The 24,783-nt window shown below is 68.6% G+C and carries 22 protein-coding genes and 1 riboswitch; of the genes, 9 read left to right on the top strand and 13 right to left on the bottom strand.

From position 1 onward, the window contains the following. The first annotated feature begins 156 nt into the window (after positions 1–156). Together dapA and VV02_RS18150 are read left to right on the top strand one after the other, a co-directional pair. Entirely contained in the window at positions 157–1,044 is an 888-nt protein-coding gene (gene dapA, locus VV02_RS18155; RefSeq protein ID WP_052593780.1) for a 4-hydroxy-tetrahydrodipicolinate synthase, read from the top strand. Further along, entirely contained in the window at positions 1,041–2,723 is a 1,683-nt protein-coding gene (locus VV02_RS18150) for a ribonuclease J (protein ID WP_052593777.1), read from the top strand. The genes dapA and VV02_RS18150 overlap by 4 nt, the downstream gene beginning before the upstream one ends. Here the strand turns inward: VV02_RS18150 and VV02_RS18145 are convergent. The 3 genes from VV02_RS18145 to VV02_RS18135 all read right to left on the bottom strand — a co-directional run bounded on the left by VV02_RS18145 (position 2,710) and on the right by VV02_RS18135 (position 5,244). Beyond that, entirely contained in the window at positions 2,710–3,693 is a 984-nt protein-coding gene (locus VV02_RS18145) for a helix-turn-helix domain-containing protein (RefSeq protein WP_052593775.1), read from the bottom strand. The genes VV02_RS18150 and VV02_RS18145 overlap by 14 nt on opposite strands. A 151-nt stretch (positions 3,694–3,844) precedes the next feature. Further along, entirely contained in the window at positions 3,845–4,597 is a 753-nt protein-coding gene (locus VV02_RS18140; RefSeq protein ID WP_052593773.1) for a hypothetical protein, read from the bottom strand. Then, positions 4,594–5,244, bottom strand: a complete 651-nt coding sequence (locus tag VV02_RS18135) for a SatD family protein (protein WP_052593771.1) — start codon at positions 5,242–5,244, stop codon at positions 4,594–4,596. The genes VV02_RS18140 and VV02_RS18135 overlap by 4 nt, the downstream gene beginning before the upstream one ends. A gap of 64 nt (positions 5,245–5,308) precedes the next feature. Between VV02_RS18135 and VV02_RS18130 the strand changes: the two genes are divergently transcribed. Both VV02_RS18130 and VV02_RS18125 read left to right on the top strand, forming a co-directional pair. Continuing rightward, positions 5,309–5,953, top strand: a complete 645-nt coding sequence (locus VV02_RS18130; protein WP_052593768.1) for an alpha/beta hydrolase — start codon at positions 5,309–5,311, stop codon at positions 5,951–5,953. Between the two features lie 37 nt (positions 5,954–5,990). Continuing rightward, positions 5,991–6,935, top strand: coding sequence for an endonuclease/exonuclease/phosphatase family protein (locus VV02_RS18125; protein ID WP_052593766.1), 945 nt, complete (start codon positions 5,991–5,993; stop codon positions 6,933–6,935). Between the two features lie 4 nt (positions 6,936–6,939). On the opposite strand, the gene VV02_RS18120 is transcribed toward VV02_RS18125, so the two are convergent. Then, positions 6,940–8,337, bottom strand: a complete 1,398-nt coding sequence (locus VV02_RS18120) for an aminotransferase class V-fold PLP-dependent enzyme (RefSeq protein WP_083450264.1) — start codon at positions 8,335–8,337, stop codon at positions 6,940–6,942. A 14-nt stretch (positions 8,338–8,351) separates the two neighbouring features. Continuing rightward, positions 8,352–8,467: riboswitch (SAM riboswitch) on the bottom strand. Positions 8,468–8,604: 137 nt separating this feature from the next. Here VV02_RS18120 and VV02_RS18115 point away from each other — a divergent pair. From VV02_RS18115 to VV02_RS18105, 3 genes are read left to right on the top strand one after another with little or no spacing between them, the layout of a single operon-like run. Then, the gene (locus VV02_RS18115; protein ID WP_425412279.1) at positions 8,605–11,358 is read left to right on the top strand and encodes a DNA translocase FtsK; all 2,754 of its coding nucleotides are present in this window, start codon (positions 8,605–8,607) and stop codon (positions 11,356–11,358) included. A gap of 38 nt (positions 11,359–11,396) precedes the next feature. Beyond that, positions 11,397–12,104: a hypothetical protein gene (locus VV02_RS18110; RefSeq protein ID WP_052593762.1), complete on the top strand. Its 708-nt coding sequence runs from the start codon at positions 11,397–11,399 to the stop codon at positions 12,102–12,104. Then, positions 12,101–12,787 (top strand): ion channel, encoded by a 687-nt coding sequence (locus VV02_RS18105; protein ID WP_052593761.1) that lies wholly within the window; start codon positions 12,101–12,103, stop codon positions 12,785–12,787. The genes VV02_RS18110 and VV02_RS18105 overlap by 4 nt, the downstream gene beginning before the upstream one ends. 6 nt (positions 12,788–12,793) lie before the next feature. Here VV02_RS18105 and VV02_RS18100 read toward each other — a convergent pair whose 3' ends face one another. Next, entirely contained in the window at positions 12,794–14,104 is a 1,311-nt protein-coding gene (locus VV02_RS18100) for a DUF1906 domain-containing protein (RefSeq protein WP_052593759.1), read from the bottom strand. Positions 14,105–14,285: 181 nt separating this feature from the next. Between VV02_RS18100 and VV02_RS18095 the strand changes: the two genes are divergently transcribed. After that, the gene (locus VV02_RS18095; protein WP_157063451.1) at positions 14,286–14,846 is read left to right on the top strand and encodes a hypothetical protein; all 561 of its coding nucleotides are present in this window, start codon (positions 14,286–14,288) and stop codon (positions 14,844–14,846) included. An 84-nt stretch (positions 14,847–14,930) separates the two neighbouring features. On the opposite strand, the gene VV02_RS18090 is transcribed toward VV02_RS18095, so the two are convergent. From VV02_RS18090 to kdpF, 6 genes are read right to left on the bottom strand one after another with little or no spacing between them, the layout of a single operon-like run. Beyond that, positions 14,931–15,611 carry a response regulator gene (locus tag VV02_RS18090; protein WP_052593755.1) on the bottom strand — a complete coding sequence of 227 codons (681 nt, stop codon included), beginning with the start codon at positions 15,609–15,611 and terminating at the stop codon, positions 14,931–14,933. Next, positions 15,608–18,133: a DUF4118 domain-containing protein gene (locus VV02_RS18085; RefSeq protein WP_052597216.1), complete on the bottom strand. Its 2,526-nt coding sequence runs from the start codon at positions 18,131–18,133 to the stop codon at positions 15,608–15,610. Before VV02_RS18085 ends, VV02_RS18090 begins: the two co-directional genes overlap by 4 nt. A 53-nt stretch (positions 18,134–18,186) precedes the next feature. Continuing rightward, positions 18,187–18,762, bottom strand: coding sequence for a potassium-transporting ATPase subunit KdpC (gene kdpC, locus VV02_RS18080; protein ID WP_052597214.1), 576 nt, complete (start codon positions 18,760–18,762; stop codon positions 18,187–18,189). 5 nt (positions 18,763–18,767) lie between these two features. Next, on the bottom strand, positions 18,768–20,780 hold the full coding sequence (kdpB, locus tag VV02_RS18075) for a potassium-transporting ATPase subunit KdpB (protein WP_052593753.1): 2,013 nt from the start codon (positions 20,778–20,780) through the stop codon (positions 18,768–18,770). Beyond that, positions 20,777–22,423, bottom strand: a complete 1,647-nt coding sequence (kdpA, locus tag VV02_RS18070; protein WP_052593751.1) for a potassium-transporting ATPase subunit KdpA — start codon at positions 22,421–22,423, stop codon at positions 20,777–20,779. The genes kdpB and kdpA overlap by 4 nt, the downstream gene beginning before the upstream one ends. Further along, the gene (kdpF, locus tag VV02_RS27460; protein WP_083450263.1) at positions 22,423–22,509 is read right to left on the bottom strand and encodes a K(+)-transporting ATPase subunit F; all 87 of its coding nucleotides are present in this window, start codon (positions 22,507–22,509) and stop codon (positions 22,423–22,425) included. The genes kdpA and kdpF overlap by 1 nt, the downstream gene beginning before the upstream one ends. A gap of 101 nt (positions 22,510–22,610) precedes the next feature. Here kdpF and VV02_RS18065 point away from each other — a divergent pair, with 101 nt between their 5' ends. Next, positions 22,611–23,015 (top strand): hypothetical protein, encoded by a 405-nt coding sequence (locus VV02_RS18065; RefSeq protein ID WP_157063450.1) that lies wholly within the window; start codon positions 22,611–22,613, stop codon positions 23,013–23,015. Here VV02_RS18065 and VV02_RS18060 read toward each other — a convergent pair. Further along, positions 22,969–23,436: an SRPBCC family protein gene (locus tag VV02_RS18060; protein WP_342667865.1), complete on the bottom strand. Its 468-nt coding sequence runs from the start codon at positions 23,434–23,436 to the stop codon at positions 22,969–22,971. The genes VV02_RS18065 and VV02_RS18060 overlap by 47 nt on opposite strands. Before the next feature lie 111 nt (positions 23,437–23,547). Further along, complete coding sequence (locus tag VV02_RS18055) at positions 23,548–24,741, bottom strand: dipeptidase (protein WP_052597212.1); 1,194 nt, start codon at positions 24,739–24,741, stop codon at positions 23,548–23,550. Positions 24,742–24,783 lie beyond the last annotated feature (42 nt).

Here is a 24,783-nt window from a genome sequence, read left to right as displayed (position 1 = left end):
CATTGGGCGCTCGTAACGAATCCTGAGCAGGCCCGATGTAACCCCTGATCGCGTCGCCACCCGGACCCCCGAGCGGGTGGCGACGCGATCATTATTTGTCTCCACCCTGTGAGCCGCCGGTTCGCTCGCTGCGCTCAGCGACTAGCCTGGTGAGCCATGACGAGCTCTCCTTTCGGCCGCGTGCTGACGGCCATGGTGACCCCGATGCACGACGACGGTTCCTTGGACCTCGACGGCATCAGCAAGCTCGCTGCCCACCTGGCCGATCGTGGCCATGACGGCCTGGTCGTCAACGGGACAACTGGCGAGTCCGCGACCACCACCGACGAGGAGAACTTCGCCACCGTCAAGGCGGTGGTGGACGCCGTCGGCGGTCGCGTCAAGGTCACGGCGGGTGTGGGCACCAACGACACCGCCCACTCGACGCGCGTCGCCAAGCGGATGGCCGAGCTCGGCGCTGATGCTGTCCTCATCGTGACGCCCTACTACAACAAGCCCACCCAGGACGGCATCGTCGAGCACTTCCGCACGGTGGCGACCGCGACCGACCTGCCGGCGATGGCGTACGACATCCCCGGCCGCACCGGCACCGCCCTGGCGACCGACACGATCCGCCGGCTCGCGGAGATCGACCAGCTGAAGGCCGTGAAGGACGCCAAGGGCGACTTCTTCGAGGCCAGCCGGCTGATCGCCGAGACCGACCTCCTGTGGTTCTCCGGCGACGACGTGGTCAACCTCGCGCACCTGGCGCAGGGCGCCATCGGCGTGGTCTCGGTCGTCGGCCATGTCGCCGGTGCCGAGTACGCCGAGATGGTGGCCGCCATGGACCGCGGTGACCTGCCACGCGCCCGCGAGATCCACACCCGACTGATCCCCATCGTCGATGCGATCATGGACACGAGCCAGGGCGCCATCCAGGCGAAGGCCGCCCTCAAGCTGCTCGGAGTGATCGACTCCGACTTCTGCCGCCTGCCGCTGCTCCCGGCACCCGAGGAGCACCGCGCCTTGCTGCGCGACGCACTGACCAAGTCAGGACTGATGTGAGTCATCCCCACCCCGAGCTCGGCCCGCCGCCCGCACTCCCGAAGGGCGGCGTCCGAGTTGTCGCCCTCGGTGGTCTGGGCGAGGTCGGGCGCAACATGACGGTCATCGAGTACGACGGCCGCCTGCTGATCGTCGACTGCGGCGTCCTCTTCCCCGAGGACCACCCCGGTGTCGACCTGATCCTGCCGGACTTCGAGTACATCGCCGATCGGCTCAATGACATCGACGGGATCGTGCTGACGCACGGTCACGAGGACCACATCGGCGCAGTGCCCTACCTGCTGCGCATGAAGCGGGACATCCCGCTGATCGGCTCGACGCTGACGCTCGCCCTCATCGAGGCGAAGCTCAAGGAGCACCGCATCAAGCCGTACACGATGTCGGTCAAGGAGGGGCAGCGCGAGAAGATCGGGCCGTTCGACTGCGAGTTCATCGCGGTCAACCACTCGATCCCTGACGCGCTCGCCGTGTTCATCCGTACGCCGGGTGGCACCTTGCTGTGCACCGGCGACTTCAAGATGGATCAGCTGCCGCTGGACGGACGGATCACCGACCTGCGCGCCTTCGCCCGCGTGGGCGAGGAGGGCGTCGACCTGTTCCTCACCGACTCGACCAATGCTGAGGTCCCGGGCTTCACCACGCCGGAGCGCGACATCACGCCCGCGATCGAGCGCGTCTTCGAGACTGCGGACCGGCGCATCATCGTCGCCTGCTTCTCCTCGCACGTGCATCGCGTCCAGCAGGTGCTGGACGCCGCCGAGCTCTACGACCGCAAGGTCGCCATGGTCGGCCGGTCGATGGTGCGCAACATGGGCATCGCCACCGACCTCGGCTACCTGCGGGTGCCCGACGGAGTCCTGGTCGACCTCAAGAAGCTCGACGACCTGCGCGATGACCAGATCGTGCTGATCTGCACCGGTTCGCAGGGCGAGCCGATGGCGGCGCTGTCCCGGATGGCCAACCGTGACCACAAGATCGACGTGGGCGAGGGCGACACCGTCCTGATGGCCAGCTCGCTCATCCCGGGCAACGAGAACGCCGTCTACCGCGTGATGAACGGCCTGATGCGGCTCGGCGCCAAGGTCGTGCACAAGGGCAACGCCTTGGTGCACGTCTCGGGTCACGCCAGCGCAGGCGAGCTGCTCTACTGCTACAACATCGTCAAGCCCAAGAACGTCATGCCGATCCACGGCGAGTGGCGTCACCTCGTGGCCAACGCCGACCTGGCCGTGCAGACCGGTGTGCCGCGCAAGAACGTCGTGCTGGCCGAGGACGGTGTGGTCGTCGACCTGGTCAACGGCAAGGCAGCCATCACCGGCTCGGTGCCGTGTGGCTACATCTACGTCGACGGCTCCCTGGTGGGCGCCACCGACGAGGAGCTGCTGAAGGACCGGCGCATCCTGCGCGACGAGGGCTTTGTGACGATCATCGTGGTGCGGGACGCGGCCACCGGCAAGATTGCGGCTGGTCCTGAGATCCAGACCCGCGGTTTTGCCGAGGACGAGCAGGTCTTCGAACGGGTGCTGCCCAAGCTCGAGGAGGCGCTCGAGGAAGCTCGGGCCAAGGGCATCCGCGACTCACACCAGCTGCAGCAGGTGATCCGTCGCACCGTCGGTGGCTTTGTCGGCAGCAAGCTCCGGCGACGCCCGATGATCATCCCGATCGTCATCGACGCCTGATCGGCTCGGCTTTGAAGGTCCGACGGTAGGCCGACGGGCTCGTACCGACACGTGCCGTGAAGTGGTGGCGCATCGTCGCCGGAGTCGCGAATCCCGTTGCCGCGCCGACGTATTCGATCGGCAAGTCGGTGGTCTCCAGGAGCTCCACGGCACGTTGGACCCGTCGCTCGATCAGCCACTGCGCCGGGCTGGTGCCGGTCGCGGCCGAGAACTTGCGCTGGTAGGTCCGCGAGGACATCGCCGCGCGAGCGGCCAGGTCGCCCAGTCGGATGGGCTGGTCGAGGTGCTCCTGCGCCCAGGCCAGGCTCGCCGCGAGCCGCTCGTCCTCAGGGTCGACCGCCATCGGAGCCTCGATGTACTGCGACTGGCCGCCGGGGCGGTGCGGTGAGACGACCATGCGGCGTGCGACGGCGTTGGCGACCGAGGCACCCAGGTCAGATCGCACGATGTGCAGCGCGAGGTCGAGCCCGGCGGCGCAGCCAGCACTGGTCAGGACGTTGTCGTCCTCCACGTAGAGCGGGTCCGGGTCGACGAGGACATCCGGGTAGCGGCACTGCAGCTGGTCGGCGTAGCGCCAGTGGGTGGTCGCGCGCCGCCCGTCGAGCAGCCCGGCTGCGGCCAGGGCGAACGCACCGGAGCAGATCGACACCAGCCGCGCGCCTCGGGCGTGAGCGGACTGCAGCGCCGCGATCAGGTCATCGGACACCGGCCCGGACGGGTCTTTGACGCTCGGGACGACCACGGTGTCAGCGGCCGCGAAGTCGGCCAGGCCGTACGGCGTGCTCAGTGTTGCTCCGCCGAGGACCCGCAGAGGTGCGTCGCCCTCGGCGCAGACCCTCAGGTCGTACCAAGGCAGATCGAGGTCCGACCAGTGCAACCCGAAGACCTCGATGACGATGCCGGCCTCGAAGGCCGTCATGCCGTCGTACGCGAGGACGGAGACCGTCCCTGGACCGCTGCCTGACGTCATGGCTAGATCTTAACGAACAGTGTCATCTACGCCACTGTTGGCGAGGCCTCCCGCGGCGGACGATCGAGACATGAAGACGCTCTGGACGCTGATCAAGGACTTCGCCCATGGGGTGCACGTCGGGAACGGCATCCGGCACGGTGTGCCGGCCTCAGGACAGGACAGCCAGGCCGAGCGCGGCCATCGCGAGCAGCCAGCTCACGAAGCTGCCGACCAAGAAGTACTCGGTGACCTCGTCGATGTCGACCTCCGAGCGCTCCTGTGCGGCCGTACGACGTGAGCTGAGCTCGGGGAACCGGATCAGTCCCTTGGCCGCGATGACCAGACCCGCCGCCGTCACCTCACCGGCAAGGCCGAGGCCGAGGATGAAGACGCGCTCCATCGGACCGAGCAGCCGGCCGCCCTTGAGGCGGTCCGAGGGCTGCGGCTGACCCTGCGGCTTGATCGCGCCGACAGCGGTCAGCACCAGCCGGACCAGCTCGTTGCCCGTGCTCAGCTGGAGCGCGACCAGCCCGAGGATCAGCAGGAAGCGCTGCGGCTCGACCTCGTGGAGCTGGGCCAGGTCGACCCAGCGCATCCAGCGGCCGAGCGCACCGTCGGCGGTCGAGCCCGCGCCGGCCAGCACCAGCAGGGCGAGCAGCCCGGCGCCGAGTGCGGCGAGCGGCCACAACTCACCGCGTCGCTGGCGAAGTGCCTTGGAGGAGAGGGTGATCCAGGCGATGGCCGTCGCGGCCGCCACCACGAGCAGCCCAAGATCGGCCCAGGAGGTGAGGTCGGCGAGCAGAGCCACGGCGACGAGCGTCGCGAGCGCGATGGCTATCGGGATGCGGACGCCGTGCGGTCGTCGGCTGCGGGCCAGGTCGCCCAGCCCGATCGCGAGCAGGAGTGCAGCGACGACGCTCATGAGACCTCCCTCAGCCAGCTCTGTGCGAGCACGATCGTGTCCAGACCGTCACGCATCGCGCGCTGGGAGACAGCCGAAGGACTGATGCCCTCGGCTGCTGCCAGGTCGGACTTGGTGTGACCGCCCATGAGACCTCTCAGGATGCGAAGGGAGCGTTCGTCGAGTGATCCAACCAGGTGGTCCCGACAGGCGAGTGCCGCGTTGACCGCCTCCGGCCGCGGCCCGCTGTCGTCGTACGCCTGGTAGGTCGTGCGCAGGTGGCGCAGCGCCGGCTGCGACTGTCCTCGCTCGGTGCTCTCGATCGCCGCGCGGGCGATCCACCAGCCCGGCCCGTCCTGGATTCCTCGCTCGGCGTCCAGGACGGTGACCGGACCCCAGCCGATGCCGAATCGCACGTCCACGGTCGGGAGGAGCTCGAGCCGCAGCCAGAAGGTGGCGTTCAGGGCGTCGCCCACTGTGTCGTAACGCGCCTGGAACTCATCGCCTGCGGTGATCCAGGGCGTCTCGACGGCAGGATGGTCCGTGGTCGAGGACTCCAAGGCCGCGGACAGCTCGCGGTGCACCTGGGTGCGATCGGGGGACTGGCGCGATCCGACCAGATCGCCGATCACGGTGGCTGTGGAAGCAGATGGCTGTCGTTGGGCCATATGAAGATCATACCTTCATTTGCCTAGAGTGAAGTGATGATCTTCACCTACGAGAGGAGCGTCCATGTCTCTTGTCACCGAGACCTTTCCGTACGACGGGGGCCGTGACGTCACGGTCTACGTCCCTTCCGCGCCTCCTGAGGCCGTGGTCTTCGCGGGCGACGGACAGCTGATCTCGCGGTGGGGCGCAGATCTGGAGGCCGCGGGCGCGCCTCCGACGATGGTTGTCGGTGCACACCGGACCGCAGTCGACGACGAGATGGTGCGGCTCGGCGAGTACTCACCCGCGATCGATCCCGCCCGGTTCGAGGCCCACGAGGCGTTCTTCTTCACGGACGTCCGCGACTGGGTTCGGGATCGGTTCGGCGTCGCGCTGCCGGCGGCGCGTACGGCGGTATGTGGAGTCTCAGCCGGTGGTGAGCTCGCCCTGGCCATGGGTATGCGCCATCCGGACGTCTACGGCGTGGTCTTCTGCGCCTCGCCGGGTGCCGGTTATCGGCCGCCGGACACGCTGCCGGATCTGCTGCCGCGCACCTACCTTGTCGCCGGCACTGCCGAGCCGTTCTTTCGCGAGAACGCGACCCGCTGGGCGGGCGCGCTCCAGGACGCCGGAGCTGACGTCGTGATGACCGAGCGAGCCGGTGATCACGGTGGGCCGTTCTGGAGGCGCGAGTTCCCACGTATGGTCACGTGGGCTTTCGGTCGGTGAGGCCACTGCCGGACGCAAGGTCGAAGGAGAGCAACAGATGCAGCGGAGCGACATCGTGCGCTGGGCGGTGATGGCGCTGCTCGTCGTGGCGGGCATCGGGGTCTTCCTCCGGTGGTACGACGGGACGGGCCGGGTGCCGGTCGCCCAGTCCGTGTTCCCGGTGTTCGGGCTCCTCGCGTTCATGCTGGTGATCGCCACGGCTGTGATGCGCGAGCGACGGCTCGTGGTCGTGGCACTCGTCATCGCCCTCCTGCCGGCGATCCTCGCGTTCCGTGCGATGCGCTCGGACACGGTCGCCGCCGGACCGCGGGACGAGGTCGTGATGGCCTCCAACATGGAATACGGCGCGGCTGACCCCGCGACCATCGTCGCCACCGTCCGTGAGCGCAAGGTCACCAGCCTCGTCCTCGTGGAGGTCACGCCAGAGGGCTGGCGCCGGCTGCGAGTCGCCGGCCTCGGCAAGCTTCTCCCCAACATGGTCGGCACGCCGCGAGCCGGGGCGGACGGCACGGTGATCTGCAGCTCGCGCCGCCTCAAAGCACTCGAAAGTGCCCACGTACCACCGCGATTCGACCAGCCGGTTGCCGAGGTGCAGGCGCCGGGTGGTCGCTACGTGCTGCGCGCGGCACACCCTTACCCTCCTGTGCCAGACCTCGTGCACGGCTGGCATGACCAGCTCGGTGAGCTCGCCACATGGCGCGCCAAGCAACCGCGCGACGTCCCCCTCGTCATCGCCGGAGACTTCAACGCCTCGAGTGCCCACCCCGCGTTCCGGCACGCGGCCGAGACCATGACCGATGCGCACCGGGCGACCGGATCAGGGTGGGTACGCACCTGGCCGCGTGATCGGCGTACGCCGCCGTTCGTGCAGATCGACCACGTGCTGGTGCGCAAGCTCGGCGTCGTGGACGCCGGCGTGGTGAGCGTGCCCGACACCGATCACGCGGCGATCTGGGCGCGCCTGCGGATCGGTGTCGGGTGAGGTCTCACCAGGGGCGCGGCTCGGTCAGGTCGCGCGGGTCGTCCTGCGCGACCCAGCCCTCGCTGGTGTTCTCGTAAGCGAGCGCGGGACCCTGCTCGACCAGCCGGCGTACGCCGCTCACCAGCCGCTGGACGTGCTCACGGGTGGTGGCGAGGCCGATGCTCGCGCGTACGGCCGTGCCGTCTCCGTCGAACAACGTCTCGCACAGCAGGTGGGCACAGAACCGGCCGTCACGGACCGCCAGCCCGTGCTCGTCGGCCAGCACCTGTGACACCAACGACGGTGCGTAGCCGTCGACCGTGAAGGTCGCGACACCGACGCTGTCAGGAGACACCCCGAGCACGTGGTGCACGTGGACGCCGGGTGTGGCGGCCAGCCCGGCCCGCAGCAGGCCCAGCAGCTCGGCCTCGTGCGCCTCGACAGCATCCCGGTTCGCCGCGATGGTGGCGCAGGCCGTCGCCAGAGCAATGGCGCCGACCGCGTTGGGAGTGCCGCCCTCGTGCCGCGCCGGACCCTGCTGCCAGCGGATGTGCCGGTGGGAGACCGTGTGTGTCGCGCCGCCCGCGGGCAGGTAGGGCGCAGCCTGATCGAGCCAGTCGCGACGGCCGACCAGAGCGCCGGCGCCGTAGGGGGCGTAGATCTTGTGCCCGGAGAAGGCGACCCAGTCGACGCCCAGGGCGGCGATGTCGACGACGCGGTGCGGTGCCAGCTGAGCGGCGTCGAGGACCGTGCGCGCGCCGTGCCGACGCGCCACCTCGGCGAGCTCGGCGACCGGCCAGATGTCACCGGTCACGTTGCAGGCACCGGTCAGCACGACAAGCCGAGGTCCTGTGTCGCCGAGCCGCTCCAGCGCCTGGTCGAGCAACGAGACTGCGTCATGAGCGCTCGCGGGCACCGGCAGCCGGGTCGTGCGCCGCGACGGCCAAGGGAGCAGCGCGGCATGGTGCGCGGACTCGAAGACCAGGACGGACGTACGCCGGGGGAGGGCGTGCGCGAGCAGCCGCAGGGAGTCGGTCGTGTTGCGGGTGAAGACGACCTCGTCATCGGGACGCGCCCCGACGAAGCTGCCGACCTCATCACGGGCCTGCTCGAACCACGACGTGGTGAGGCGACTGGTGTAGCCGGCCCCGCGGTGGACCGAGCCGTAGCGGCGCTGGACCTTGTCGACGGCTTCGGACACGGCGGTCAGCGCCGGCGTGGTCGCCGCGTGATCGAGGTTGCCGAAGTCGACCACCGTGCGGTGGACCGTCGGGACGCCGAGCTCGAGCCCGACGGTCGTGGGGACGCCGTTGGTCGCCCGCGCTGTCGTACGCCGGGAGACGGCCTGGCGCACCAGGCTCAGGCGTCGGGGCACGGGCTGGGCAACAGAGGGCTCGTTCGGGGGAAGGGGTGCCGTCGACACGGAAGCTCCTTGGAGACTCGCGCTTGCCCACGGGCGGCTGCCGGGTGGGCCGGGTCGTCACCCGGAGCACCCCACCGCGGCGGAGGGTTGCCGCTCAGCAAGCCGGGGCTTGACGCTGAGACTCTTGACCTGTTCGACAACATAACGACGGCCGGCCAGAACGGTCCACTCGTCGGACAACCGGTCTTGGCATATGAGAACGCTGAATACCGCTCCATTCCGCGTGTGACGTAGGGGGCTGGTGGGGTTCACCACTACTCTGTCAACGTGGCTACCCGTCAGTCCGCGTCGAAGACCGCCTCGTCCTCGAGCCGGTCCAAGTCGGCACGCCCCAAGGCCGCGGGCCGCCGTAAGTCGACCCGTCCGCCCGCCAAGAAGGCCGCACCTACGCCAACTCGCGGCGGCAGAGGTGCCAAGGATGGTGGACTGCCCTCACCGCTGCGCGTACTGCGTGGCACGTGGATGGGGGTCTCACACGTGGCTGGTGGAGCCGCACGACGCGTCGGGAGCTCGGCGCGAGACCTGGAGCCGGAGCACCGTCGCGACGGCATCGGCTTCCTCCTGATCGCCGTGGCGATCGTGGTGGCGGCCCGCGAGTGGTGGGGCCTGTCCGGCAAGTTCGGCGAGATCGTGCACTCCGTGGTGGCCGGCACCTTCGGCGTCGTGGGCTTCGCGCTGCCGCTGGTCCTGCTGCTGCTCGGGGTCCACATGCTGCGCTCGCCGCGCGGCCACCAGCCGACCAACCGGGTCATCATTGGCCTGGTCATGCTCGGGTTCTCCGCCAGCGGGCTGGCCCACATCCAGAAGGGCCTGCCCAGCCCGGACGCCGGCACCAAGGTCATGAACGAGGCCGGCGGCATGATCGGCTTCCTCGCCTCGAGCCCGCTCGTGGCCGGGGTCCGGACCTGGGGTGCTGTCCCGATCCTGTTCATTCTCGGCCTGTTCGGGCTGCTGGTCGTGACGGCGACGCCGGTCCACCAGATCGGCTACCGCCTGCGCGAGGCGCGCGACCGTCTCCTCTACTACAGCGAGGCCGACAGCACGGACGAGGAGCCGGATGCCGTCGAGGCCGACCGGCACGGCGCCGACATCGACGGCAAGAAGCCGCGTCGGCGCAGCCCGCGCAAGCGGATGTCCGAGGACGACACCCGCACCGGTGACGAAGCGTTCGAGCAGGCGGCCCAGGTCGTACCCCGTCGGACCAAGAGCGGCCGCGAGCTGCGCCCCGGCGAGAAGGCTCCGGCTGACGACGCCGAGGTCTACGACCACGATCAGGCCGAGGGCAGCGGCACGGCCGCGGCCGAGGCACTGGAGCGGGCCAAGCGCAGCAGCACGCTGCCGAAGAAGCCCAGGCCGGGCCCGCTGGCCGAGCAGAGCAGCCGCACTCTTGAGGCGCCGCCGACCCAGCAGCTGCCGCAGCGCGTCGAGCAGCTGGCGCTGGCGGGCGACGTGACCTACACGCTGCCCGAGAGCAAGCTGCTCGAGCCCGGCACACCGCACAAGTCGCGTTCGGCCGCCAACGACCGAGTCGTCGAGGCCCTGACCGACACGCTGGAGTCGTTCGGCGTCGATGCGCAGGTCACCGGCTTCACCCGTGGCCCGACGGTGACCCGTTACGAGGTCGAGCTCGGCACTGGCACCAAGGTCGAGCGCGTCACCGCCCTGTCCAAGAACATCGCGTACGCCGTCGCCTCCGCCGATGTGCGCATCCTCAGCCCGATCCCCGGCAAGTCGGCGATCGGCATCGAGATCCCCAACTCCGACCGCGAGACGGTCAGCCTCGGTGACGTGCTGCGCAGCCAGGCCGCGCGCGGCAACCAGCACCCGATGGTGATGGGCGTCGGCAAGGACGTCGAGGGCGGCTACGTCATCGCCAACCTCGCCAAGATGCCGCACCTCCTCGTCGCAGGTGCGACCGGCGCCGGCAAGTCCAGCTTCGTGAACTCGATGATCACCTCGATCCTGATGCGCTCCACGCCGGACGAGGTGCGCATGGTGCTGGTCGACCCCAAACGGGTGGAGCTCACCGGCTACGAAGGCATCCCGCACCTCATCACCCCGATCATCACCAACCCCAAGAAGGCAGCCGAGGCGCTGCAGTGGGTCGTGCGCGAGATGGACACGCGCTACGACGACCTCGCCGCCTTCGGGTTCAAGCACATCGATGACTTCAACAAGGCCGTCAGGTCCGGCAAGGTGACCCCGCCCGCCGGCTCCGAGCGGGTCATGCACCCCTACCCCTACCTGCTGGTGATCGTCGACGAGCTGGCCGACCTGATGATGGTGGCGCCCCGTGACGTCGAGGAGTCGATCGTCCGGATCACCCAGCTCGCGCGGGCGGCCGGCATCCACCTGGTCCTGGCGACGCAGCGGCCCTCGGTCGATGTCGTCACCGGTCTGATCAAGGCCAACGTGCCCTCGCGCATGGCGTTCGCGACGTCCTCGCTCGCCGACTCCCGGGTGGTCCTCGACCAGCCGGGCGCCGAGAAGCTCATCGGTCAGGGCGACGCGCTCTTCCTGCCGATGGGCGCGTCCAAGTCGATGCGTGTGCAAGGTGCCTGGGTCACCGAGTCGGAGATCCACAACGTGGTCGCGCACGTGAAGGAGCAGCTGAAGCCCAACTACCGCGACGACGTCACCGTGGTCGCGGCGAAGAAGGACATCGACGAGGACATCGGTGACGACCTCGACGTGCTGCTGCAGGCGACCGAGCTCGTCATCACGACGCAGTTCGGGTCGACCTCGATGCTGCAGCGCAAGCTGCGCGTCGGCTTCGCTAAGGCCGGACGGCTCATGGACCTGCTCGAGTCCCGCGGCATCGTCGGTCCGTCCGAGGGGTCCAAGGCGCGTGACGTGCTGGTCAAACCGGACGACCTGCCGATGACCCTGGCCCTGCTGCGCGGCGACGACATCCCGAGCGACGACGCGGTGGTCACACCGGCGTACGACGATGGTCATGACGGTGGCGGCGACGGCGAGGAGTCCGAGGACGCCTGGGAACTCACGGATCGGCGCGCGTGATCGTCCTTCTCGGCCCGTCCGTGCTCTAGCGTGCGTGCATGAAGCGAGCGAAGGCTGGTGGCGCTGCAACCGTCGCAGCCGTTCTCACGGTGGTGCTGCACGTCGCAGGATCCCTCATCACCTGGAACGTGGCCAAGGAAGGCATCGACACCAACCCGACCCTCGACGGACTCCTCGTCCGCCGGACGGGCGAGTTCGTCTGGCCGTTCGCTGATCCGGTGCGGGGCGCCATGGTCGTCGCGTTCCTTGCGGGGCTGGTCATCACCGCGTTCTTGACCTGGAGCCTGACCTACTTGCTGGTCCGGTCGATGGTCGTCGGTAGCCGCGCGCTGCCCGTCTTCCTCGGCACCTGGATGGCCCTGCTGGTGGCGTCCGTCGCCGGCAAGACCGTCTGGACCGTCATCTACGTCAACTCGGTGCTGGACGGCCGGGCCTACCCGGGCGTCTGGCCCACGATGATCACCCGCGTGACCTGGTGGGCCTTCCTGCTCGGCTGGCTTGCTGCGGGCGCGGCGGCCCTGGCCTACACCATGAGCAACCGGCGCGAGCCTTCCTCGTTCTCCTACGTCTCGCCCTATCAGCCGCTGACCCCCAGTGGCCCGCTGTACGGCGAGTCCTCCTGGCACGACCGGACGGTGTCCTCCGAGTCGGGCTGGGCGCCCGAGTCGATGCTGGTGGACGGATCAGGTACGTCCACCGACGACGGTGACCCGTACCGTACGGCGCCGTCCCACTACCGCGAATGACGACGGCCGAAGCGCCGAGCATCGGGTGGTTCGACCGCATCCGGACCCTGCCATGCGCAGTCCTCCTCGCGGCGCAGCTGCTGGGCATCGTGGTCTACCCGTTCACCGGCGGCGACCTGGGGCGTGCGGTCTTCTCGCTGTTCCAGCTGACCGTCCTGGTGCTCGCGGTGGCGGCGGTCCGGATGACGCCGGCGCTCACCCGGGTCTCGATCACCCTGGGCATCCCCGCCGCAGTGCTCACCGTCGTCGAGGTGTTCGCCGACAAGAACGATGCGGTGCTCCTGCTCAGCGGCGTCACACACGGAGCGTTCTACTTCTACCTCGCCTACGGCCTGATCCGATACATGTTCAGCGACGAGCACGTCTCCACCGACGAGCTGTTCGCCACGGGCGCGTGCTTCACCGTGGTGGCCTGGGCGTTCGCCTACGTCTACGGCGTGGTGCAGGTGATCTGGGGTTCAGGTCAGTTCCTGGCGCCGAAGAATCCTGGTGACCTGGCCTGGATCGAGCTGCTGTTCCTGTCGTTCACGACGATGACGGGCACAGGACTGTCGGACATCGCGCCGGTCGGCGGGCACGCTCGTTCTGTGGTGATGCTCGAACAGCTCGCCGGCGTCTACTACCTCGCGCTGGTCGTCGCGCGCCTGCTCGGCATGACGCTGACGAAGTTCGCCCGCAAGTAGCGCCGCTCAGCAGCGGGGTGCCGGGCCGCTGTACGTCGTGTTGCTCGGGTTGGCCACGTAGTAGTCGCTCACCCACGACCCGTCGGTGAGCCGGTCCCACACCGCGGTCGTGCCGACCTTGGACCCCGGCCCCTGGCACGCCACCCACGCGAGGGCGCCGGTGGGGAGGGTGCCCAGGACGCCGTACGACGTGCTCGGGCCGCTGCGCCTGCTCAGGCTGGTGGTCGTCTGGTACGGGTAGCCGCAGCGTGGGATCGGTGCGGTGTAGGTCGTGTTCGACGGCGTGCTGACGTAGTAGTCGGTGACGTAGGTGCCGTTCGACAGCTTGTTCCAGACGCTCGTCGTGCCGACCTTGGTGCCCGGCGCCTGGCAGATGACCTGCACGACCGAGTGCGGTGCGTACGACGTGGCGACCGCTGCGGAGGACGACGGCGCGCGGCGGGCGTTCAGTGGCGTCGTGCTGGTGACGGTCCACGGGTAGGCGACCGTCGCGACGGGAGCGTCGAAGCGGTCGTTGTCGATGTTGAGCCTCACGCCACCGTAGGTCTCGGCGTGGTCACCGCGGTACTGCTTGGCTCGTTGCCCAGTTGCCCACTGCTCGTTGGGGATTCCCGCCCAGCCGGTCAGCGCGGAGCTCAGGTCCCAGCGTGCGATCCAGACGGCGTCGGGGCGGGCGTACGCGGTCGATCCGTAGACCTGGGAGAGGTGCAGTGCGCCGGAGCTGATGTGCGCGTACACGGCCGAGACATAGCCCTGCCGGTGCAGCTCCTTGGTCCAGGCGGACAGGAAGGCGAGCACGGTCGTACGGCAGCTCGCGTTGCTGGCGTCGTAGTGCTCCATGTCGCCGTAGATCGCGCTGCCGGGGAGCAGACCGAGCGCCTTGGCCTTGGTGATGGCGTCGGCCGCCTGCGAGGTGCCCTGGGAGGCGGCCAGGCTCGGTGAGATCTTCTGCGCGTTCGGGCGGAAGGTGCACGGCGCCTGCAGGCCCATGTAGACCGGCACGATCCGCCAGCCCATCCGCGCCACGGCCGTCACCCAGGCGGCCGTGAGCTGGGGCTGGGCGCACGTCCTGTTGGCGCCGCCGATGTAGACCCCGACGGCCCGATAGGGCGACGCCTTCCACGCGGTCATCTGCGCGGCGGTCGGCGCGGTGCAGGTGTCGAAGGCCAGCCCGGTGTAGCGCGTGGCAGTCGCGGTCGTCGGATAGCTCACCGACGTCGCCGGCTCCGCCGTGGCGCTGGGGGAGATGCCCCACGCCAGGAGCATCAGGCTGGTGGTGAGGAGAGCAAGGAGCGATGAGCGGGTGCGCGTGGACATGGCCGTTCCTGACCACCGAGCGGCAGGCTCACCAGAGCCCCTTTGCCCTAGTAGACGCCCGAGGCGGCGAACGGGATGTCGTCATGCGAACCGCGGCCCGCCACGAAAGATCTCAGCGTTTGTCGCAGAGCAGAGCGCGCTACCTTTCGGCCAGACACATTGACGGCACAGGGGGCTATTCATGAGGCGGAAGTCTGTCGCGATAGGCGCGCTTGCAACGCTGGTCGCGCTCGGGAGTGCAGGGGCCGTGTACGCCGCCACGTCACCTGATGCGGAGATCGTCAGCTCGGCGAGCGGGACGGTCGCGGCTCTCGACACGGCTCGCGGTGAGTCATACGTCGTGACGGGCATCCCGGTCTGCGTGCGGCACGGTGACTCGCTCACGATCAGGCGGGTGACCTCCGTCCTGGACGAGACTGACCCTCTGATCAAGGGATTCGCTGTGTCGGGGTCGAGCAGTGCCGACCGCGCGCCGCGGATCTCGAAGGGCACTCTGCAAGCCAGTGGCCTCGGGTCCCAGCACGAGGTGCACGCCCGGTGTGACCAGGGTCAGGGCCAGACGCTGAGTCTGGAGGTCGCTCGTGGCACTGACGACATGGCACTTCTTGCCATGACACGCGTCCAGTACGGCCCGAAGGCCGAGCGAGACTCGATGATGCTCGACCTCGAGGTCCTGCTCTGCAACCCGCAACCTCTGTCGATCAACTGCCGCGACGCCGCGTCGACGACGCCCTCAAGGTGACTCGCTACCTCGCAGGTGCCTCTCCTCGAGGGGAGTCATCTGCGAAGAAGCGAGTCACTTTGCAGCCGCGAAGCCGCCTCGCGCTCAGGGGAGCACGAAGCGGTAGCCGAGGCCGGGGTCGGTGATCAGGTAACGCGGCCGGCTCGGGTCGGGCTCGAGCTTGCGTCGCAGCTGGGCGGCATAGACCCGGAGGTAGTGGGTCTCCTTGTCGTAGCCCGGCCCCCAGACCGCGTGCAGGAGGTCCGCCTGACTCACGAGGTGGCCGGGCCGGGTCGCCAGGGCTTCGAGCAGGCTCCACTCCGTGGGCGTCAGTCGGATGAGGGCGCCGCTCCGAGTTGCTTGTCGCTCAACGAAGTTCAGCGTGAAGTCGGGTGTGGAGACAGTCGCCGGATGAGTGTCTGTCGGAGTGTGGCGGCGTACGGCGACGCGCACCCGGGCGAGCAGCTCGGCCATCCCGAACGGCTTGGTGATGTAGTCGTCGGCACCCTCGTCGAGCGCCTCCACCTTGTCGTCGGACTCGTGGCGCGCCGACAGCACGATGATCGGGACCTCGCTGAACCGGCGTACGCGCCGGATGATCTCGACGCCGTCGAGGTCGGGCAGACCCAGGTCGAGGACGACGACGTCCGGCTCGGCCTCGGCGATGCTCTGCAGCGCGGTGCGGCCGTCGAAGGCGTGCTCGACGTCGTAGTCGCGGGCGCGAAGGTTGATGCTCAGCGTGCGCACCAGAGCCGGTTCGTCGTCCACGACCAGGACTCGCGTCATGCTGAATCTCCTTCGGTATCAACGATGCTCGTCGGACCGATCGGCAGCAGCAGCACCATCGTCAGTCCTCCGCCGGGAGTGTCCTCGGCGATCAGTGTGCCCTGCATGGCTTCGGCGAGACCACGTGCGACGGCCAGACCGAGGCCGACGCCCGTGCCTCGAGGTGCGTCGCCGAAGCGCTGGAAGGGCGCAAAGATGCCCTCCTTCTGCTCCATCGGCACGCCGGGGCCGCGGTCGATGACCCGGATCTCGAGCAGGTCCTGCAAACGCTCGGCACTGATGACGACCTCCTGGCGACCGGGGGAGTAACGCAGCGCGTTCTCGACCAGGTTGGCGAGGACCCGTTCGGCCAGCCCGGCGTCGGCCTCGACCGTCAGCCTCTTGTCGGGCAGCCAGGTGCGGACGCGTTCGGGCTGGGTGACCGTGCGGACGCTGGCCTGGAGGAGGTCGAGCACGACGAGCTCGTCGGTCCGTGGCTTGACGGTGTCGGCCTGGATGCGAGACATGTCGAGCAGATTCTCGATGAGGGCGTCCAGCCGGTCGGCCGAGTCCTCCACAGTCTTCAGCAGCTCGGCCTGGTCCTGCTCCGACAGCACGATGTCGTGCTCGCGCAAACTGGAGACGCCGGCCTTGATCGCCGCCAGGGGAGTGCGGAGGTCGTGCGACACCGCGGCCAGCAGCGCACCCCGGGTGCGGTTGTCGCGGGCCAGACGTTTGGCCGACGCGGCTTCCTCGGCCAGGTGGGTGCCGCGGATCACCGCGGCCGCGTGGTGGGCGAAGGCCTCCACCAGGCGACGCTGGTCGGCACGGCGGTTGCCACCGGAGAGCACGAGGATGTGCCCGTCGTCGACGGAGGCCGTCGTGAGCATCGCGCCGGGGTCGCGAATCGGCACCTCGCCACTCATCACGACGGGCTCGCCGATGCCACCGCCGCGCGTCTTGGTGACGACGGCCGCGCCGGCCGCACCGAAGATGTCGCGGGCCTGCTCGAGCAACGCAGACAACGGGCGCTCGGCGTCGAGCAACGAGTGGGCAAGGTCGGCCAGGATGTGCGAATCACGTTGTGCCGCAACGGCTTGCTCAGCTCGTCGCGCGCTCAGATGTACGACGGACGCGACAGAAGCGGCAACCAGGACAAAGACGATGAGGGCCACGACGTTCTGCGGCTCATTGATGGTGAGCGTGTTGAACGGCGGCGTGAAGTACCAGTTGAGGGCGAGGCTGGCGAGCACGGCCGCGACCAGAGCCGGAAGCAGTCCGCCGACGATCGCCGTCACCACGGTCAGCAGCAGGAAGAGCAGGACCTCAAGTGGGAGGTCGTGCTCCTGACGGGTGAGGTCGAGGATCCAGGTGAGCAGCGCGGTGCCGACCGTGGCGAGAAGCCAGCCGCCGATGGTGCGCACCCAGCCAACGGACGTACGTCCCTGAGACCGGGTCCGTCCCGAGGCATAGGGGTGGGTCACCATCAGGACGTCGATGTCACCGGACTCGGCGACGACCTGCTGGCCGACGCCCGGCGTCAGGAGAGCCTGCCATCGGCTCCGCCGGCTCGCGCCGACGATGATCTGCGACGCGTTGACGCTGCGGGCGAAGTCGAGGATGGCGGCGCTGATGTCCGAACCCGTGACGACGTGCAGCTCGCCGCCCAGCTCTTGGGTGAGCTCACGTGCGGTGCTGATCGAGTCGTCCGGCATGTCACGCAGGCCGGAGTCGGGGATGACCTTGACCGCAAGGAGCTGACCGCCGGCGCCACGGGCCGCGATCCGGGCACCTCGGCGCAGCAGGACCTCCTGCTCGGGACCGCCCGTGAGCGCGACGACGACCCGCTCACGAGTGGCCCAGGTGCTGTCGATGTCCTGGTCGTGCCGGTAGCGCGTCATCGCCTCGTCGACACGGTCGGCCACCCACAGCAGCGCGAGCTCGCGCAGGGCCGACAGGTTGCCCGGGCGGAAGTAGTTGGACAGGGCGGCGTCGACCCGCTCAGCCGGGTAGACGGCGCCGTGCGCGAGTCGTCGTCGCAGAGCCTCCGGCGACATGTCGACCAGCTCGATCTGGTCTGCGGCCCGGACGATCTCGTCGGGCACGGTCTCGCGCTGACGGACACCAGTGATCTCGAAGACGACGTCGTTGAGCGACTCGAGGTGCTGCACGTTGACCGTCGAGACCACATCGATCCCGGCGTCGAGCACCTGGTTGATGTCCTCCCAGCGACGCTCGTGGCGGGAGCCTGACGCGTTGGTGTGGGCCAGCTCGTCGATCAGCGCGACATCGGGACGACGCCGGATCACCTCGTCGACGTCGAGCTCCTCGAGGAAGGAGTCACCGTGCTGCACCCGGACTCGAGGCAGAACCTCGAGTCCGGCGAGCATGTCGGCGGTGTACGCCCGTCCGTGGGTCTCGACGAGGCCGACCACGACGTCGGTCCCGCGCTCCCGCCGCCGCTGCGCCTCGGACAGCATGGCGACGGTCTTGCCTACGCCTGGGGCAGCACCCAGGTAGATCCGCAGTCGTCCGCGCGCCATACGACGATTGTGCTGCTGCCCGTCCCGATCGGCGTGACCGGCGGCGCGCGTGTTCATCGCGATGAACCGAGCTGGTTCAGAGCGATGTTGAGCTCCAGAACATTGACCCGGGGCCTTCCGAGGTAGCCGAGGGTCCGACCCTCGGTGTGGTCCTCGACCAGCTGCTTCACCTGTGCGGGCTGCAGCCCGCGAGCCTTGGCCACGCGCGCGACCTGCTGGTCGGCGTACGCGGGCGAGATGTGCGGGTCGAGCCCGCTGCCACTCGCGGTCAGGGCGTCAGGCGCTTGGATGCCACCGCCCAGCGCCGTACGACGCTTGGCGACCTCGTCGGTGAGCGCCTTGTCGCTCGGGCCGAGGTTGGACCCGCCGCTGGTGTCGCCCGCGTAGTCCGAGGCCGACGGTCGGGACTGGAACCACTGAGGGCCCTTCCACGCCTGTCCGAGCAAGGAGGACCCGATCACCTTGTCGTCCTGGTGCACGAGAGAGCCTGCAGCCTGGTCCCGGAACGCGATCTGCCCGACACCCCAGATCGCAGCGGGGAACACCGCGCCGAGCAACACGGTCATGACGACCAGCAGGCGAAGGCCGGCGAGGGTCTGACGACCCAGCGAGATGGTCGAAGAAGTCATGACGATCACAGTCCTGGGAAGAGAGAGACGACGAGGTCGATGAGCTTGATCCCGATGAACGGCGTGATGATGCCGCCCACTCCGTAGATCAAGAGGTTGCGTGCGAGCATCTGGTCCGCTCGCATCGGCCGATAGCGAACTCCCTTGAGTGCCAAGGGAACCAGCGCCACGATGACCAACGCGTTGAAGATCACTGCGGAGAGCATCGCCGAGTTGGGCGAGGACAGGTGCATGACGTTCAGGTCCGACAGCCCTGGGTAGAGCGGTACGAACATCGCCGGGATGATCGCGAAGTACTTCGCGAGGTCGTTGGCGATCGAGAACGTCGTCAGGGCGCCACGCGTGATGAGCAGCTGCTTGCCGATCGCCACGATGTCGATGAGCTTGGTCGGGTCCGAGTCGAGGTCGACCATGTTGCCGGCCTCCTTCGCCGCCGACGTACCGGTGTTCATGGCCACGCCGACATCGGCCTGGGCGAGCGCGGGCGCATCATTGGTGCCGTCGCCGGTCATCGCCACGAGCCGGCCGCCGGCCTGCTCCTCCTTGATGAGGCGCATCTTGTCCTCGGGAGTTGCTTCCGCGAGGAAGTCGTCGACACCGGCCTCGGCAGCAATGGCCTTCGCAGTCAACGGGTTGTCGCCCGTGATCATCACCGTCCGGATGCCCATCCGACGCAGCTCGGCGAACCGCTCGACCATTCCCGGCTTGACGATGTCCTTGAGGTGGATGACCCCGACGGCGCGGGCCGGCTGGCCGGCGTCGCGCGCGGCGACGACCAGCGGCGTACCTCCGGCGGCGGCGATCTCGTCGGACTTGGACGTGACGTCGTCGCTGACCTGGCCACCGGACTCGACGACCCACTTGCGGATGGCGCCGGCGGCGCCCTTGCGGATCTCGGTGCCATCGGCGAGGTCGACACCGCTCATGCGGGTCTGTGCTGTGAAGGGCACAGCGACGGAATCGGTTGGTGCTTCTGCATATTCGCCGAGCTGTTTCCGAGCCCAGTCGACGATGGAGCGCCCCTCGGGCGTCTCGTCGGCGAGCGAGGACAGGTACGCGAGCCGGTTCACGTCGGTGCCGTGCGCCCCGCCGACGGGCAGGATCTCGCTCGCCTGCCGGTTGCCGAGCGTGATGGTGCCGGTCTTGTCGAGCAGCAGGGTGCTGACGTCACCGGCGGCTTCGACCGCGCGGCCGGACATGGCGAGCACGTTGTGCTGCACCAGCCGGTCCATGCCGGCGATGCCGATGGCTGACAGCAGCGCACCGATCGTTGTGGGGATCAGGCAGACGAGAAGGGCGACCAGCACGATGACGGTCGGCTTCTCGCCGGTGAACCCGGCGAACGGCGGGATCGTGGCGACGGCCAGCACGAAGATGATCGTCAGGACGATCAGCAGGATGCCGAGCGCGATCTCGTTCGGTGTCTTCTGCCGGGCCGCGCCCTCGACGAGCGCGATCATCCGGTCGATGAACGTCTCTCCAGGCTTGGAGGTGATCTGGACGACGATGCGGTCCGAGAGCACGGTCGTACCCCCGGTGACGGCACAACGGTCGCCGCCGGCCTCGCGTACGACGGGGGCTGACTCTCCCGTGATCGCGGACTCGTCGACCGTGGCCATGCCCTCGATGACGTCACCGTCACCGGGGATGACCTCGCCGGCCTCGACGACCACCCGGTCGTCCAGGCGCAGGTCCGCACTGGCGACCTGCTCCTCCTGACTGCCGGTCACCAGGCGGCGAGCCATGGTGGTGGTGCGCGTCTTGCGCAGAGTGTCGGCCTGCGCCTTGCCACGCCCCTCGGCGACGGCCTCGGCGAGGTTGGCGAACAGGATCGTCAGCCACAGCCAGACCGCGACCGAGATGCTGAAGACGGACGGGTGGATGCACGAGAGGACGGTCGTGAGCAGCGCGCCGATCCACACCACGAACAGGACAGGTGCACGGAACAGGTGCTGAGGGTTGAGCTTGCGCAGCGCGTCAGGGAAGGACGCGCCCGCCGTAGCAATCAGGTTGTTCATGAGAGGGCCTCCGCAAGCGGACCGAGAGCGAGGACGGGAAGGAAGGTCAGACCGGTCACCAGGAGGGCGACGCCGACCATCAGTCCGGTGAACAGGGGGGTGTGGGTGGGCATGGTGCCGTCAGTGGTCGGCCGTTTCCGTTGCGCTGCAAGGGAACCCGCGAGCGCCAGGATCAAGAAGATCGGGATGAACCGGCCGAGCAGCATGCACGCACCGAGCGTGAGGTTGAGGTACGGCTGGTCCGCGGTCAGGCCGGCGAAGGCGCTGCCGTTGTTGTTGGACGCCGACGTGAAGGCGTAGAGCATCTCGCTGAGGCCGTGTGCGCCGCCGCTGAGCATGCCGGACTTCGCCGTCTTGTTGGCGAGGGCAGCGCCCGTGCCGAGCAGGACCAGGGCCGGCGTCGTCACCGTGATGAGAGCGACGCAGGTGATCTCCTTGCGACCGATGGTCTTGCCGAGGATCTCGGGCGTACGTCCGACCATGAGACCCGCGATGAACACCGACAGGATCGCGATCGTGAGCGCGCCGTAGATGCCCGCGCCGACGCCACCGGGTGAGATCTCGCCGAGCATCATGTTGAGCAGGACGCCACCGCCGCCGATCGGGCTGTAGCTCTCGTGCAACGAGTTGACGGCTCCGGTCGAGGTCGACGTCGTGGAGTTTGCGAAGAGCGCCGACGACCAGACACCGAAGCGGACTTCCTTGCCCTCCATCGCGCCCATCGGCCCGGTGGAGGCGGCGACCTCGGCCCAGGTCACGACGGCGAGCATGCCGCCCCAGAGGGTCGCCATGAACCCGAGGACCGCGTAGCCCTGACGACGGTCCTGCACGAGGAGGCCGTACGTGCGGGGGAGGGAGAACGGGATCACGAGCAGCAGGAAGATCTCGACCAGGTTGGTGAAGGCGTTCGGGTTCTCGAACGGATGCGCGGAGTTGGCGTTGAAGTAGCCGCCACCGTTGGTGCCGAGCTCCTTGATCGCCTCCTGGCTCGCGACCAGGCCACCCTGAATCGTCTGCGGTGTGCCGGAGAGGCCCTTGATGAGATCGGGCTCGGCGAGGTTCTGGATCACGCCGCCGGCGAGCAGCACCACAGCGGCAATTGCCGCCAGAGGCAACAGGATTCGTACGACCGAGCGGGTCAGGTCGACCCAGAAGTTGCCGAGCGTGTCCGAGGCGTGGCGGGCCAGACCGCGGATGAGAGCCACGGCGACGGCCAGGCCGACGGCGGCCGAGACGAAGTTCTGGACGGTCAGCCCGACGGTCTGGACGAAGGGCGAGGCGCCCACCTCACCGACATAGCTCTGCCAGTTGGTGTTGGTGGTGAACGAGATCGCCGTGTTGATCGCGGTGTCCGTGTCCATGGCGGCGCCGCGACCCATCGGCAGATGGGACTGCCACTGGATGATCGCGAACAGGACGACGATGCTGACGATCGAGAAGCCCGCGACGGAGAGCGCGTAGGTCGACCAGCGCTGTTCCGACTTCGGGTTGATCCCGCAGATGCGGTAGATCGCCTTCTCGACGCCGAGGTCGCGGTCGCTGGTGAAGACGCGCGCCATGTAGCCGCCGAGCGGGACGTGCACGACGGCGAGCATCAGCAGGAGGGTGGCGATCGTGAGCACACCCGACAGACCCGTGCTCATCAGAACCGCTCCGGTCGGATGAGCGCGTAGATCAGGTAGAGAAGGAGGGCGACCGCGATGATGCCGCCGACGACGTATTCAGCCATGACTCCAGCGAACGCCCGGAATCCTTGGCGCAGAGCGAGATTGACGCCGCCTTCACGCGTCTTGACGCCATCTTGATGCGCCGCCTTGTCTTAATGGTGAGGTGCATGCCCAACCTCCTTCCCTCGCTCAGCAGGAGCCCGTTCATCCGCTCCTCGTCGTGCTGCGCTGGTCGCTCGCCCTGCTGACCGTGCTGGCTTTCGTGTACGCCGTCTTCCCGTACCTCACCCGCTCCGATGTCCGGAGTCTGGAGGCACGGACGGACACCAGTGGTCATCAGCTCTGGTACGCCGACAGCGGCCGTGGTTACAGCCTCTCGCCCCACCGAGGCGGCCAGCGCGAGGACGGCGAGGTCGTACGTGCCTGGACCTGGCGGGGAGACACGGCCCGGCCGTACGAACCCCTCAGCGACTGGGGCCTGGTCGCGGTCCTGGCTGGGACGTCAGCTGCGGCGTACGCCGTCAGTCGCCCGACGACGAGGGCTCGAGCTTTTCGACGAAGGTCTTGAGCCGCTGCAGCGTGCTGTCGATGTGCCGCAGGTTGGCGTGCGGCCGGTCGAGGGTCCCGGTGATGGTGACAGCGAGCGGGATGAACCAGACCGGCGCCTTGATCCAGTTGGTCTCCGTGACCTGGCACCGATCTGTGCCGAGCGGCCGGATGTCGTACTGCCAGCGCGAGATCGAGAGGTCGAGGGGCTTCGGTGCACGGACGTCGTAGCCGAAGCGGGTCTCGTCGCGGTCGGTGATCGTGCAGATGGTGTTCCACCGCCGTCGCCCGAGTCGATTGATGCCCTCGAAGCGAACGCCGACCGCGGCATCCTGCGCGCCACCCAGCAGTCGAACCTCGTGGATCTCCTCCCCGAGGTGTGCCATCTGGACCGGGTCGGACACGACCCGCATCACGTCCCCCGCGCCCGCCTCGATCTCGATGCTGGACGTGCGCGGTCGCCAGGACTTGCTTGAGGGAGCGGCTGCCAGGCATGGGTCCTCCAGAAGGTGGGCTCAACCGTACAGACGGAACTGTAGCGCCGGGTGGGCGACTCAGGCGGTCCGGCCGTCCAGCTCTTCGTACGTCGCGAGGCTGGGTCCGCGCGAGCCCTGCAGCTCGTGCGCCTTGGCCTCGGCGTCGCGCAGCACGCGCAGGATGTTGCCGCCGGCGACCTTGGCGAGGTCGTCATCGGACCAGCCCTTGTCGCGCAGCGCGGCGAACACAACGGGGTAGGTCGACACGTCGTGCAGACCTTCGGGGAAGCCGTCGGTGCCGTCGTAGTCGCCGCCGACACCCAGGTGATCGATGCCGGCGACCTCGCGGATGTGCTCGAAGTGGGCGACCGCGTCCTCGAGAGTCGCCTTGGGCCGCGGGTTCTTGGCGGCGAACTCCTGCGAGAACGGGATGAACTGCTCCAGGTCGCCGGGGCGCAGTCCGGCCGCCGTCGCTGCGTCCTTGGCGCTCTGCCGCCAGTCGGCACAGGCCTGCGACACGAAGTCGGGCACGAAGGTCGCCATGATGACGCCGTTGTTGTCGCGCAGGCTCTCGAGTACGTCGTCGGGCGCGTTGCGGGGGCTGTCGCAGACGGCGCGCGCGGAGGAGTGGGAGAAGATCGCCGGCGACTCGCTGACCTTCAGCGCATCACGCATCGTGTCGGCCGAGACGTGACTGAGGTCGACGAGCATCCCGGTGCGGTTCATCTCGCGCACGACCTCGACGCCGAAACGCGAAAGTCCTTGGTGCACAGGCTCATCCGTCGCCGAGTCGGCCCACGGGACGTTGTCGTTGTGAGTCAGGGTCATGTAGCGGACGCCGAGGACGTACATCATCCGGAGGGTCGCGAGCGAGCAGCCGATGGAGTGACCGCCTTCGGCCCCCATGAGGGAGGCGATGCGCCCCGAGCCGAACACCGACTCGACCTCGTCCGCGGTGCGGGCGATCCCGAAGGCGTCGGGGTAGCGGCCGACCATCTGGTGGACCGAGTCGATCTGCTCCAGCGTCGCGGAGATCGCCGAGTCACCCTGCAACGTCGCCGGCACGTAGACCGACCAGAACTGGCCGCCCACGCAGCCCTGACGCAGTCGCGCGATGTCGGTGTGCGTGCGGTCGCTGGTGTCGGTGGCGATGTCGAGTCTGTCGAAGTCGTAGCGCACCTGTTGACGGGCAGCCCACGGGAGGTCGTTGTGGCCATCGATCAGGGGGTGCTGGTGCAGCAGCTCGGTCACGGCTTCGAGGGAGGACGTCATGTCACCCATCCCATCACGTGGCGTCGACCTGGCTCAGCCACA

This window comes from Luteipulveratus mongoliensis (genome assembly GCF_001190945.1).
Classification (GTDB): Bacteria; Actinomycetota; Actinomycetes; order Actinomycetales; family Dermatophilaceae; genus Luteipulveratus; species Luteipulveratus mongoliensis.
This window is presented reverse-complemented; position numbering and strand designations above follow the sequence as displayed.